General features: G+C 69.7%; 14 protein-coding genes. 8 read left to right on the top strand and 6 right to left on the bottom strand.

Going from position 1 to position 12963, the window contains the following annotated elements; genetic code table 11:
- Positions 1-37: 37 nt before the first annotated feature.
- Entirely contained in the window at positions 38-580 is a 543-nt protein-coding gene (locus tag KKZ08_RS37650; protein WP_223778714.1) for a GNAT family N-acetyltransferase, read from the bottom strand.
- Between the two features lie 65 nt (positions 581-645).
- Complete coding sequence (locus tag KKZ08_RS37645) at positions 646-1224, bottom strand: dienelactone hydrolase family protein (protein WP_223778713.1); 579 nt, start codon at positions 1222-1224, stop codon at positions 646-648.
- 640 nt (positions 1225-1864) lie between these two features.
- On the opposite strand from KKZ08_RS37645, the gene KKZ08_RS37640 reads away from it, so the two are divergent.
- Together KKZ08_RS37640 and KKZ08_RS37635 are read left to right on the top strand one after the other, a co-directional pair.
- Entirely contained in the window at positions 1865-2437 is a 573-nt protein-coding gene (locus KKZ08_RS37640; RefSeq protein ID WP_223778712.1) for a BlaI/MecI/CopY family transcriptional regulator, read from the top strand.
- Between the two features lie 88 nt (positions 2438-2525).
- Entirely contained in the window at positions 2526-3230 is a 705-nt protein-coding gene (locus KKZ08_RS37635) for a hypothetical protein (RefSeq protein ID WP_223778711.1), read from the top strand.
- Between the two features lie 93 nt (positions 3231-3323).
- Here the strand turns inward: KKZ08_RS37635 and KKZ08_RS37630 are convergent, their stop codons facing one another.
- Positions 3324-3779 (bottom strand): nuclear transport factor 2 family protein, encoded by a 456-nt coding sequence (locus tag KKZ08_RS37630; RefSeq protein WP_223778710.1) that lies wholly within the window; start codon positions 3777-3779, stop codon positions 3324-3326.
- Between the two features lie 71 nt (positions 3780-3850).
- Positions 3851-4324, bottom strand: coding sequence for a carboxymuconolactone decarboxylase family protein (locus tag KKZ08_RS37625; RefSeq protein ID WP_223778709.1), 474 nt, complete (start codon positions 4322-4324; stop codon positions 3851-3853).
- A 228-nt stretch (positions 4325-4552) separates the two neighbouring features.
- Between KKZ08_RS37625 and sigJ the strand changes: the two genes are divergently transcribed.
- From sigJ to KKZ08_RS37595, 6 genes are all read left to right on the top strand, one after another.
- On the top strand, positions 4553-5500 hold the full coding sequence (gene sigJ / locus KKZ08_RS37620) for an RNA polymerase sigma factor SigJ (protein WP_223778708.1): 948 nt from the start codon (positions 4553-4555) through the stop codon (positions 5498-5500).
- Positions 5501-5594: 94 nt separating this feature from the next.
- On the top strand, positions 5595-6452 hold the full coding sequence (locus tag KKZ08_RS37615; protein ID WP_223778707.1) for an endonuclease/exonuclease/phosphatase family protein: 858 nt from the start codon (positions 5595-5597) through the stop codon (positions 6450-6452).
- Between the two features lie 132 nt (positions 6453-6584).
- Positions 6585-6857, top strand: coding sequence for a hypothetical protein (locus KKZ08_RS37610; RefSeq protein WP_223778706.1), 273 nt, complete (start codon positions 6585-6587; stop codon positions 6855-6857).
- Entirely contained in the window at positions 6854-7891 is a 1038-nt protein-coding gene (locus KKZ08_RS37605; RefSeq protein ID WP_223778705.1) for an endonuclease/exonuclease/phosphatase family protein, read from the top strand. The genes KKZ08_RS37610 and KKZ08_RS37605 overlap by 4 nt, the downstream gene beginning before the upstream one ends.
- A gap of 91 nt (positions 7892-7982) precedes the next feature.
- Positions 7983-8744 carry a two-component system response regulator CseB gene (gene cseB / locus KKZ08_RS37600; RefSeq protein ID WP_276573917.1) on the top strand — a complete coding sequence of 254 codons (762 nt, stop codon included), beginning with the start codon at positions 7983-7985 and terminating at the stop codon, positions 8742-8744.
- A 4-nt stretch (positions 8745-8748) separates the two neighbouring features.
- Complete coding sequence (locus KKZ08_RS37595; protein WP_223778704.1) at positions 8749-10035, top strand: HAMP domain-containing sensor histidine kinase; 1287 nt, start codon at positions 8749-8751, stop codon at positions 10033-10035.
- 22 nt (positions 10036-10057) lie between these two features.
- Here KKZ08_RS37595 and KKZ08_RS37590 read toward each other — a convergent pair whose 3' ends face one another.
- The gene (locus KKZ08_RS37590) at positions 10058-12280 is read right to left on the bottom strand and encodes a catalase (protein WP_223778703.1); all 2223 of its coding nucleotides are present in this window, start codon (positions 12278-12280) and stop codon (positions 10058-10060) included.
- A gap of 252 nt (positions 12281-12532) precedes the next feature.
- Positions 12533-12760 carry a DUF5133 domain-containing protein gene (locus KKZ08_RS37585; RefSeq protein WP_223778702.1) on the bottom strand — a complete coding sequence of 76 codons (228 nt, stop codon included), beginning with the start codon at positions 12758-12760 and terminating at the stop codon, positions 12533-12535.
- Between the last annotated feature and the right edge of the window lie 203 nt (positions 12761-12963).

Genomic DNA, 12963 nt, shown 5'->3' with positions numbered 1-12963 from the left:
CTTTTTGAGGTACCGGTAAAAGAAGGAGAGGTGTGGCTCAGAGCGGGTCGAGGATCATGAGGACCTCGTCGCGGTAGTCGTCCACGGACAAGCGGAGGGCGCCGGGCCAGCGGCCGACTTCTCGCCAGCCGAGGCGCCCATAGAAGGCCTCGAGACCCGCACCGCCCCGCGCTGCGAGGCGAAGCTGCCGCAGACCCATCTCGTCGCGGGCGATTCTGCGGGCCTCGCTCATGAGAGAAGCCCCGAATCCGAGGCCCCGGACGGACGGTCGGGTCTGTACGTGATGGAGCGTGCCCCAATGGGCGATCAGCTCGGAAGCGTCGCGTCTGATGTTGAGCCAGCCGACCAGCTCGCCGTCAGAGACCGCGGTGAGCAGGCGGTTGGTGGCGGGGGCCAGGGTGCCGAGGATCGCGTCGACGGCGGGAGCCGCATGCGTCTCGTCGATGGGAGGGAAAGGAAAGCCCGCCGCTCCTCCGGTGTTGGTGACCTCGACCCAGCAGGCGGCGAGCTTCTGCCGCGTCGCGGGGGTGACCTCGCCGGGTGAGGTGAACTGCTGAACAGGGTGGACGGCGATCGACATCCCGGGATCCTTGCACGCGGGCCTGAGCACGCGTGGATCGGGTTGCCGTAGGTGTGCGCCCGCGTTCACCTCATGCGGTCGAGGAAGCCGAGCACCCGGTGGTTGACCTGCGTCGCGGGCTGTTCGTCGTAGGACGGCAGGCTGCTGTCGGTGAACAGGTGCCTGTCGCCGGGGTAGAGGAACAGCTCGGCATCCGACGCCGTTGCGACGACCGCGCGGGCGGCGTCCACATCGCCCTCTCCGGCGAAGAACGGATCCGCGTCCATACCGTGAATCTGAACCGGGACGTCCGGGGGCCACTCGGCGCCGAACTCCGAGGCCGGGACGCATGCCTCTAGCAGCACTGCCCCCTTTGCGCCGGGGCGAGTCTGGGCCAGCTTCTGCGCCGGCAGGACGCCGAGCGAGAAGCCGACATAGATGAGGTCCGCAGGCAACCCCCCGGCGGCGGCGACTCCGCGCGCGATGATCGTGTCGAACCCGGCGCTCTCGGCATAGGCGGCGCCCTCCGCGAGGCTGTCGAATACCTGCCCCTCGTACAGATCCGGGACGTGGACGGTGTGTCCGGCCCGTCGCAACTGCTCGGCGAAAGCACGGACACCGGCGGTCAGCCCCTGCCCGTGGTGGAAGACCAGCACCTCAGCCATGTCGCTCCCCTCGTACCGCGGTGCCCGGGTGGCGCCGCGGCACGAGTATGGACCGCGGCACTGCCATCCACGGGCCCGGCCGGACAGGGACAGGCCGGGCCGGTGGTCTCGGTTCGGTGGTCACGACGCCGTACGCACTCCGGTCCGCACCGGCCGGGGACACTCACACGTGAGGCCGCCGCCGAGCCACGTATGAGGCCTCGACACCCTGCCCGTGTCGGCGAACTGCATCGGACGGCGCGGAAGAGCGCTGCCGCCGTGGCCAGTTCGTCGAAGACCGGGGTGTCGTCAGACTGTCAGCGGCACGCTCGGCCACCTTCCGCAGAGCCTTCCCTGGCCGGTGACCTCATGGTCGCCGAAGTGCTCGGCGTCGCCGCCGTGATCCGCGCGCCGTCCCCCTCGGCCTCGCCGCCCAGTTGCTCAGGCGCCGTATGAACGAAGACGTGGGAGTAGAAACGTACGGACGAAGTCGTTCTTCCCCAACGGGTGAGAGGTCGCCAGTGCCTACATACAGAGGCACATTTGCGCCTATGGTGATGAGCGAACACGGTCGACGGCCATCTGGCGTCGGCACTCATCCGCGCGGGACCTCAGGCCTGGATCCCACGCGCATCGTCCATAGCAAAAGGAGTGAACGTTTGTGAGCAGCCAATCAGCCGCCACCCTCCGGTCGCGGTACGTGGAACAAGCCGCGTCGGACCTGGAGGCGAACCGGAGGCGCCAGGAGGAGCTGGCGAAGAAGATCGAGCTGCTGAAGCAGGAGGAAGCCCTGCTGTCGGACATTCTCGACCTCGCCGAGCGGTACGAGGGTTTCACGGACGCCTCGCGGCTGCTCCCGGAGCAGGCGCAGGGTGAGCCGGTGGTCGCGAAAGCGAAGCATCGCGGCAAGGCCGGTGCGCCCAAGCAGCGGTCGGCATCGGGCAAGAGCAAGTCGGCTCCCGCCGGGACCAGGGCGAAGAGCGGCGGCGCGAAGGGGAAGTCGCGCGAGCCTCTCCTCGGGGACCTGCTGATGGCCCTGCTCAAGGGCCATGAGGAACCGCGCCTGGCAAAGGAATTGCGGGACGAGCTCCTGGAGAAGCATCCGACCCGTGATCCGTCACCGCAGGTGGTTCGGAACACACTGGAGGCCCTGGTCGCCAAGGGGCGCGTCCAGCGTCACAAGCAGCAGCGGTCGGTCATGTACACCTTGACGCAGTCGGACAACGCCGGCTGACGACGGACGGACGTCGCTGAGAAACGTGGCGAAACAGCCAGGCGGCCTCGGCGAGGAGTGGAGCGCCGGGTGCGATAGCGTCACGACCTTGACGCTCAACTCTTGTGCCGCCGCCCCGGACTCCGCCCCGGACTCCGCACCGGACTCCGCCGAGGGCGCCCAGGCAGCAGCCGGGCAAGGACGCACCGGTCGGCGGGTCGTCGACCTCATCGTCCTGCTGATACCTCTCCTCGCATTCGCCGCCCCAGTGGTACTGGGCCGGGCCGAGCTGATCAGTGAGGGGTTCCTCTTCCTCAACATGTTCTCGCTGATCGTCAGTCCGATGGTGGCCTTCTACGCCCACATGGGCTGGCACGCCCGCACGCACGACGGCGACCTGCTCTCCGCCCGCACTCTCACCGGACGACGCACCATCAACCTCGGCCGGCTCACCAAGGTCGGCCGCCTCGAAGTGCCGGGACAGACGCGGAACGACGACCGGTTGGTCCTGACGGACGCGCACGGCGTGCGGGTCATCCTGCACAGACTCCAAGGCGGCGACGAGACCGTCGACGCGCTGGTCCGCCGCGCGCTCATGAGGCGGCGGCAGGGCGCCGGAGTGGTCGTCTCCGATCGCGCCGCCGAGCGCCTGGACCTGCGGGCGGAACTGGCCCGCCCGCACGGCCGTCTTCAGGCCGGCCGCAAGATTCGCGAAGGCCTCATCGGATTCCTGCCGCTGCTGGGTGTACTCGTACTGGCCCCCGCATCCATCGGTCTCGTGATCCTGGCCTGGATACTCTCCGCCGCGGATTGAGCCCCTTCTCCGCAAAGGGCAGTTCCGCGAGCGCGACTCTGCGGACGAACCCCCCTCGGGCCGTCGCCACCCCCGGCAGGATGGACATGTATCTCAGCCGGCGCCTGGAACATTCTGCGCGGTGCCGGGGAGCGGGGTGGTGTCGAGGTAACGCACCTCGTAGGTGCACTCGGTGAACTTCCAGCCTTCCGGGGTGCGTTGGTAGCGGTCGTGGTAGATGCCATGGTTCTGGTGGGAGCTGCCGTCGCGCATGCGTCCGAACTCCGTCATGTAGGCGCGGCCGGTCGCGGTGTCGTCGTCGTGGACGCGGATCGCGCCGGGGTGTGTGGTCTGGACGAAGTACTCCCAGAGGCTTTGGAACCGCTCGGCGCCGGCCCGGATCTCCTCGCGGCCGATGATCTCGACCTTGGTGTCGGGGAACCGCGGTACGCCGTCGGGCGTGAACAGTGAGGCGACGTGGTCGTAGTCGCGCATCATGGCCGCGTCGCTGAATTCGCCGCGCAGCGCCTCGATCTCGAAGCGGTCGGCGATGTTCTCGAGATGGCTCATCGGCTTCTTCCCTTCCCCCTGTATGTCTTGGACGTCTTGGGCGTCGTGTCTGTTGCCGCTTACGTTTGTCGTCAGGACAGCTGGCCGGCCTCGTAGTCGCCCCCGGGGCGCCGCACGATGACGTTGAGGCGGTTGAAGGCGTTGATGACCGCGATGACGGAGACCAGGTCCGCGAGCTGGTCCTCGTCGTAGTGCTTCGCGGCGTTCGCCCAGGCCTCGTCGCTGACACCGCCCGGGGTGTCGGCCAGGCGAGTGCCCTGCTCGGTCAGTTCCAGGGCGGCGCGCTCGGCGTCGGTGAACACCGTCGCTTCGCGCCAGGTGGCGACCAGGTTGATGCGTGCCGCGCTCTCCCCCGCCGCGGCGGCTTCCTTGGTGTGCATATCGAGGCACAGACCGCAGCCGTTGATCTGGCTCGCGCGGATCCGCATCAGTTCCTGGGTGGTGACGGACACGGGCGAATCCAGAAGGGTCCGGCCGGCGGAGACGAGGTGCTTCAAGAACTTCCCCGCCGAGGGGTTGCCGAGGTAGTCGAGGCGGGCTTCCATGCTGATCTCCTCTGTTGCGCCTGCTGTGACACCTCACCGACGACGCGGCCCCGCGAGATGTGAGGGCTACCCAGGTGTGACGTGCGTCTCTCTCGGCGTGCCGGATGCAGCCGTAGGTCTCACAATCCGGGGCGCTGTCTCGTCGTACTGGTGAAAGCAGTCGTACGAGCCGGTGCACGCGCCGTCGTACGAGTGAAGGCAGACGCGACCATGGGAGTCGGCGGCACCATGACCACCCGAACCAGCAGCACCCCGTCCGAGGCGGATCACGACGACCCGGGCCTGGACGCGATCATGAGTGAGCGGCGCCAGCTGATCAATCTCGCGTACCGGCTCCTGGGTTCGCTGGCCGACGCGGAGGATGTCGTGCAGGAGACGTACGCACGCTGGTACGCCATGTCCCCGCGGCAGCGGGACGGGATCGAGTCTCCTGGCGCCTGGCTGACGAAGGTCTCCGGCCGGATCTGCCTCGACCTGCTCGGCTCGGCGCGGGCCAAGCGCGAGAGTTACGTGGGTGAGTGGGTCCCCGAGCCGCTGCCGGACCATACGGAGTGGATCGGCGGACGGTCGGGCGGCGCGCATGCTGATCCGGCCGACCGGGTCACGCTCGACGAGTCGATCACCATGGCGTTTCTGGTCGTTCTGGAATCGATGACTCCACCCGAGCGGGTGGCGTTCATCCTTCACGACGTCTTCCGGTACCCCTTCGCCGAGGTGGCGGAGGTGGTGGGGCGTACTCCCGCGGCATGCCGACAGCTGGCTTCTTCCGCCCGTCGCCGCGTCCACGCCTCGCAGGAGTTCGCGACGCCCAAGGCCAGGCAGGCCGACATCGTCAGGGACTTCAAGGAGGCCTGGGAGGCCAAGGACGTCGAAGCCCTTGTGGGTCTTCTCGATCCGGATGCCACGGCGATCGGTGACGGCGGCGGCCTCGTCAGTGCCGCGCTCCACCCGGTGGAGGGCGGCGACCGGATCGCGCACGGTCTGGTCCATGTCTTCGACCATGCGGCGTCGGCCGTGACGTTCCTGGAACGCACGGTCAACGGTCAACCCGGGCTCGTGGCGCAGCAGGACGGTGTGACCATCTCGGTGATCGCGTTCGATGTCGCGGGGGATCGGATCAAGCGCATCTGGGCGGTACGGAATCCCGAGAAACTCCGGCCGTGGACGACGTGTTGACGTCCGACGGTCATATGAGGGGTCGCCCGTCCTCTCCCCTTCTCCCCCTCTCCCTCATCACACGCCTGATCAGAAAGCTGGAGCGAGCGAACACATGCGTCTACGGATCGTCACGATCAACGTCCAGAACAACGAGGGTGACCCCAGGCGTCTGGGCCTGATCAACCAGGAGTTGCACCGACTGGCCCCCGACCTCGTCGCGCTTCAGGAAGTCGTCGACGGGGGCAGCCCACGGCACCTCGACGAGCTGGTCGCGGGGACCGGACTGCACTGCACCCACCAGTCGGAAGTGATGTCCTACGCACCGCCGTTCGTCGACCGCTACGGCGGCAACGCGGTCGCCACCCGGTGGCCCCACAAGGTCGTGGAAGTCCTCGATCTGCGCCTGGCCGGCGCGGGTGACGTGCCCTGGTGCACACTCGCGGTCAGGGTTCCCCTGCCGGGCGAAGGCGAGCTGCTGTTCATCTCCGCCACCGCGTCATGGCGGTTGGACGCCGAAGCCGTCCGTGAGCAGCAGGCCGTCGCGCTCGGCGATCTGGACGCCCGGCACCGCACCGACCTCCCCACGATCATCGCCGGTGACTTCAACGCAGGACCCGACGCGGCCAGCATCCGTTATCTCACGGGGCGCCAGTCGCTCGCGGGGCGCAGCGTGCACTACCACGACGCCTGGGAGGTCGCGGGTGACGGGCCGGGGTACACCTGGAGGGTCGAGAACGAGAACGCCGCCGCCCTGCTCGACCAGATCGTGCGCCAGCCGGGGCACCGGCGCCGACTCGACTACGTGTTCACCGGCTCCTGGCACGCGCATCCCAAGGCGCGGTGTGAGATCCGTGCCGCGCGTCTCGCCTTCGACCGGCCTGTCGACGGGGTCTGGCCCAGTGACCACTACGGGGTCGTGGTCGATGTCGAGGTCGGGAGGGACGGGTCGGTCCCGTCGACACAAAGCTGATACATAGCTGATTCACGGTCGCGTGCCCGTGGAAGCACGGCCCTGACCAGCTGGAAGCGGCCCTCCCCGAGTCTGTTCACGTGCGTACCCGATGTCCGGAGTACGTGTATGTGACTCAGGGAGGCAGCTGCCGTGTTCACACGTGATGACGGACACCACGTACACCGGGCCGGGGGTGATCGGGCCGAAGACCGGTTCGCGCGCCCCGCGGGCGGCAAGGAGCGCGTCGGACGTCAGCTTGTCTGCGGCGCCGTCCTGGCCCGGCGCGCGGGCCCGTTGCCGACCGTGGTGGGCGGCCGGGCGGCCCTGGAGAGCAGCGGGCGGCTCCCGGACGCCCTCCGGCGGAAGCTGCCCGGCGTGCTCGCGTCACGGGCTGGCGGCGGCGGACGGGGCGGCTCGGCATGAGTACGCAGACCCGAACCGGAAGCGGATGCGAGAGCGGTAGCGACACCTGCGGCCTCAGCACGTGGCGGCACCACACATCGCGCCGACGCACCGGGCAGCCAGGCACCTGGCGGCACGGCACTTGGCGGCGCGGTCGGCTGATCGCCACCGTCGCCGCCCTCAGCGCGCTGGTCATGGCCCTGCACGCCCACGTGCCGAACGGATACGGCAGCCCCGGCAGCCTGCTGCAGACACTGTTGCCGTGGACGGGCCTGAGCGCGGTGGTCCTGCTGGTGCTCGCGGTGCTCCGCCGCTCCGCGCTCGCGGCCGTCGCCGTCCTCGTCCCCGCCCTCACCTGGTGCTCCCTCTTCGCGGGCACACTCGTCGACAAACGCTCGGACGGCGGGGACCTGACGGTGGTCAGCCACAACGTGAACGAGGAGAACCCCCACCCGGGCAGGACCGCGCGGCAGCTGGCCGCCTCGGGCGCCGACGTGCTGGCCCTGGAGGAACTCCCCCGCGACTGCGCCGGGGCGTACGAGCGCGAGCTGGCCTCCGCCTACCGCTACTCCGCCGTGCGCGGCGGCGTCGGCCTGTGGAGCAAGTACCCGCTCACGGCCGTGAAACCGGTGCACATCATGCCCTGGACGCGGGCGCTGCGTGCCACGGTCGAGACCCCCGAGGGCCGCGTGGCGCTCTACGCCGCCCACCTCGCGTCGGTACGGGTCCATCCGAGCACCGGTTTCGCCACCGCGCGCCGCAACGAGGCGGCGGCGAAACTCGCCGGTGCCCTGCGGGCGGAACGGTTGCCCCGCGTCGTCGTCGTGGGCGACTTCAACGGATCGACCGACGACAGGGCCTTGCGGCCCCTGACCGCCGGGCTGCGGTCGGCGCAGGACGAGGCGGGTGACGGCTTCGGTTTCACCTGGCCCGCAGCCCTGCCGGTGGTCCGCATCGACCAAATCCTGGTGAGAGGGGTGGCGGCGGCTTCTTCGTGGACCCTTCCGGCGACCGCCAGTGATCATCGGCCGGTCGCGGCCACATTGAGCCTGTGAGGCCGCCGGCAGGGAGGCGGGGGGAAGCGGACCGGCACATGACTACGATTCGGTCATCAACCATGACCAATGCTCGGATAAAGGTGAGCTGTTGTCTGCATCCCCTGTCCCGGCCCACACACCGAATCCGGCCCCGGGTCCGGCCCCGGTCAGCGTGTTGGTCGTCGAGGACGACGCGGCCATCCGACGCTCCGTCCAACTGGCGCTGGAGCGCTACGGGTACGAGGTTTCCGTCGCCGGTGACGGACTCGACGGCCTGGAGGCGTTCCGCGAAGGGCGCCACGACCTGCTGATCCTGGACGTGATGCTGCCGGGCCTGGACGGCATCGGCCTGTGCCGGCGCATCCGGGAGAAGAGTCTCGTGCCCGTGCTGATGATGTCCGCCCGCGGCGACTCCCTCGACGTCGTGGCCGGCCTGGAGGCCGGAGCCGATGACTACGTGATCAAGCCCGTCGACATCGGGATCATGGTCGCCCGCATCCGCACCCTGCTGCGGCGCGCCACCTTCGGTGCGGACCGCTCCGCCGCGGCCTCCTCGGAGGCCCCAGATCCGGACACCGCGTCCCACCTCCTCGACTTCGGCGACCTGACCATCGACACCCGCGGCCTGGACGTGCACAGGGCGGGCGCGCTCGTCCCGCTGACGCCCACCGAACTGCGCCTGCTCCTGGCGTTCGCCGAGCACCCCGGCACCGTTCTCGACCGGCGACGCCTGTTGCGCGACGTCTGGGACTACGGCTGGGAGGGCGACACCCGCGTCGTCGACCTGGCCGTCGTACGGCTGCGCAAGAAGATCGGTGCGCACCGCATCGAAACCGTGCGCGGCTTCGGCTACAAGCTCGTCCGGGCCTGAGACGGTGGCCAGGAGGTTCCGCGGCCTCCGCGCTCTGCGCTGGAAGATCGCCGCCCTGACGGCGGCCGCCTGCTGTGCGGTCGCCGCCGTGATCGGCCTGCTCGTCCATGACGCGACCGCCGAGCGCAATCTGCGGGCGGGACGCGATCGGGCCTACGCCCAGCTGCACGCCGCCGAGCAGGAGTACGCCCGCACGGGCGAACGGCCGGCCGCCGCCGAGCTCATGGCCCGCGACGAAGTACCCGAACCGCTCGCCCGCGATCTCGCCGCCCACGACGCACCCGGCGCCTATGCCGACTGGTACGACAAGAAGGACCCGAACTGGTACTGGATGTGGGCGGCCGTCCGCACCGGCGACCAGGTCCTGGCGGTCCGCACCGACATGAGCGGCGAAGTGCGCGGCCTGCAGCTCCTCGACCGCAGCATCGTCAAGGCCGTCCTCGCGGCCCTCACCGTGGTCATCCCCCTCGCCGCCCTCGCCACCGAGCCGATGAACCGCCGGCTGCGCCACGGCGCCCGCACCGCCCGCAAGATCGCCGAAGGTGACCTGGACGCCCGTGTCGGCCGGCGCGGCCGGGCCCGCGACGAGATCACCGAGATGTCCGCCGCCATGGACAGCATGGCCGGCGCGCTCCATCAGCGGCTGGAGACGGAGAAGCGCTTCACCGCCGACGTCGCCCACGAGCTGCGCACCCCGCTGATGGGCCTGGTCACCGCCGGCGGGCTGCTCCCCCAGGACGACGAGGTCGCCGACCTGGTCCGCGACCAGATCCACACCCTGCGCACCCTGACCGAGGATCTTCTGGAGATCTCCCGCCTCGATGCCGGGGCCGAACGGGCCAGGTTCGACGACGTCCCCCTCGGCGAACTGGTCACCGATGTGGTCCGCCGCGGCGGAACCAGCACCGACGTACACATCGAGGACACCGGCGCGCCGCGCACCGTGCGCACCGACCCCCGCCGGGTCGAGCGGATCCTGGGCAACCTCGTCACCAACGCCCACCGCCACGGCGGGGCTCCCGTCCAGGTCACCGTGACCGGCACACGTATCACCGTCCGCGACCACGGCCCCGGCTTCCCCGAAGACCTGCTGACGCACGGCCCCCGGCGCTTCCACACCGCGGCCGCCGAACGCGGGCACGGCCACGGGCTCGGCCTGACCATCGCCCTCGGGCAAGCCGCGGTGCTCGGAGCACAGCTGACGCTCTCCAACGCTCCCGATCAGGGAGCCGTGGCCACCCTGGAACTGGCCACCGCCCCCGCCCGGTCAGTCCGTGGCCCCGGGTGCTGACCCGGGGCCTGATCGGCAAAGGTCAGACCGCGGCGGGGAAGCGGTCCCATACGCGGTGCTCGCCGAGCAGTCGGGTCACCTGCTCCAGAGCGCTCACTCCGTCGCTCGCGAGCGCCACGCCCGGTGCCGTGTCGGTGATCCCGGCCGCTTCGAGCGCCGTCTCCGCGCCGCCCCAGCCGCCGATCGCCTTGCCGTGGCGGAACGCCTCCGACACCATCAGCACGACTCGCGGGTCGGCGGCGGCGGCCCCGGGGCCTGACGGCTCGCCGGCCTTGGCGTCCCTGGCCCCGTAGGCGTCGGCCCCGGGCGCCGGGGTGCCCGCGAGCAGCAGGGCGTCGAATTCGACCGACCGCGCGTTGGCGAACGTACGCTGTACGTCGAGCGCGTCCTTCCCGGAGCCGAGTCGGCCGCCGGTGGGTGCGATGATCAGCGGGACCATGCCCGCGTCGAGCACGGCGGCGCGTACGGAACCGACTCCTTCGAGATCGGCCTCGGGACCGGCGACGATGCCGACGATGCGGCCCTCCACGGGCCAGGTCCGGCCGATCTGGGAGAGCGCGGGGCTCGGCGCCACGTCGGCCAGGGGCACCGTCGCCTCGGGCGCGGGCAGGCCGAGTCCGTCGGCGACCTGTTGGCAGAGTTCCGGGTCGATGTTGGCCAGCACCTTCAACGCCCGTTCCTTGATGGCCTGTTCGTAGCACTTGCTCAGTTCGAAGGTGTAGGCGGCGATGATGTGCTCCCGTTCGACGGGCGTCATGGAGAGCCAGAAGAGCCGGGGCTGGCTGAAGTGGTCGGAGAAGGACTCGGAGGCCTCGCGGACCTTCTTCGCCGCCGGTACGTCGACAGGGACCTCGATGTACGCGCCGTTGTCCGCTCCCGCCAGGAACGGGCAGCCTCCGTCGAGGGAGTTCGGCCGGTAGGGCGCGGTCCCCGCGTGGACGGCGGTCTGGTGCATCCCGTCGCGGAACATGTCGTTGACCGGCGCGTGGGTGCGGTTGATGGGGATCTGCGCGAAGTTGGGGCCGCCGAGCCGGCTGATCTGGGTGTCCAGGTAGGAGAAGAGGCGGCCGGTGAGCAGCGGGTCGTCGGTGATGTCGATGCCGGGGACGAGGTGACCGGGGTGGAAGGCGACCTGCTCGGTCTCGGCGAAGAAGTTGGTCGGGTTGGCGTTCAGGGTGAGCAGTCCGATGGGCTGCACGGGCGCCAGTTCCTCGGGCACGATGTTCGTCGGGTCCAGCAGGTCGATGCCCTGGAAGGTCTGCTCGGCGTTGTCGGGGAACACCTGGATGCCGAGCTCCCACTGCGGGAAGGCCCCGGCCTCGATGGCGTCGGCGAGGTCGCGGCGGTGGAAGTCGGGATCCATGCCATTGGTGATCTGCGCTTCTTCCCAGGTCAGGGAGTGCACGCCGAGCTTCGGCTTCCAGTGGAACTTGACGAGCGTGGTGGCGCCCTCGCTGTTGACGAGCCGGAAGGTGTGGACCCCGAAGCCCTCCATCATGCGGTAGGAGCGCGGGATCCCCCGGTCCGACATGTTCCACAGGGTGTGGTGCGCCGCTTCCGTATGCAGGGTCACGAAGTCCCAGAAGGTGTCGTGCGCGCTCTGGGCCTGCGGGATCTCCCGGTCGGGGTGCGGTTTCCCCGCGTGGATGATGTCGGGGAACTTGATGGCGTCCTGGATGAAGAAGACCGGAATGTTGTTGCCGACGAGGTCGAAGGTGCCTTCCTCGGTGTAGAACTTCGTGGCGAATCCTCGCGTGTCGCGCACCGTGTCCGACGAGCCGCGCGACCCGAGGACCGTGGAGAACCGCACAAACACCGGCGTCTCGGCGTCCTTGGCCAGGAACGCCGCCTTGGTGACCTTCGCGGCCGTCCCGTATCCCTTGAAGATGCCGTGCGCCGCCGCGCCGCGGGCGTGCACCACCCGCTCGGGAATGCGTTCATGATCGAAATGGGTGATCTTCTCGCGCAGGTGGTGGTCCTGGAGCAGCACCGGGCCGCGCGCACCGGCCTTGAGCGAGTGGTCGGTCTCGTACAGGCGGGCGCCTTGCGCCGTGGTCAGATAGGCGCCGCTCTGGGCGCGCGCGGAGGCCGGGGCCCCGGTGGGCTTGCCCGTCGGAGAGACCGCTTCGGGGGCCTCCTGGTCGTGCTTCGGGGGCAGGGGCTCGTGCGGCGTGGTCGGCTCGTCGACCGACGGCGGCTGCGGGGTCGGCGCTCCCGGGATGTCGTTGCGGTTCTCGTCACTCATGGGTGCTCCAGTTGTGAGGGAGGGGGGTGTCACAGCCATGGCCTCAGGAGGTCGAGCCCAAACAGGCATACGTCCGTCCAGGGGTGCCGTGCTCCGGTGGCACGGCACGGGTGACGGCTGCCTCGCTCGCCCTGCGGCTGCCGCCCCGTGTGCCCGAAGGCCACGGGGCGAAACGGAAGAACTCCTTGCCGCTACGGAAGAACTCCTTGCTGCTGAAGAACTCCTTGGCGCCGCGGAAGAGCCGTCGGCCGCTCAGGCGGCCAGGCCGGAGTCCGCCTGGGAGACCACCCCGGTGAGCTGGGCGCGGGCCGAGACGAGGGCCGCGTCGAGGGTGCGCGTACCGGTGGACACGCAGAGCGTGTACGTGACGTCGTCCAGCCGGCGGCGGACCTCGGCGGAATCTTCCTGGGCCTGCCGGGCGCGCAGCGTCGCGTGGGTCTCGAGCAGGTCGTGCACGAAGGAGGGGTGGGGCCTGAGCACGTCGTGATCCTTCCGTCCGGGGCGAGGAATCGCTGTTCTGGTGCGGGATTCGCCGTTTGGCGGTCCCCTTGTGCCCTCTCGGACGGGCGGTAATCATAGAATTTTCGGACGGCTTCGCAGGAGTGTCAGGCGCGTATACCGACGAGTTTCTGTCGGCGGTCGCGGGGCAACCGGTAGGTAGACAACAGCCTGTTGAGCACCGT

This window comes from Streptomyces sp. 135 (genome assembly GCF_020026305.1).
Classification (GTDB): domain Bacteria; phylum Actinomycetota; class Actinomycetes; order Streptomycetales; family Streptomycetaceae; genus Streptomyces.
Note: the sequence above shows the minus strand (reverse complement) of the source record. Positions and strands in the feature narration are given on the sequence as shown.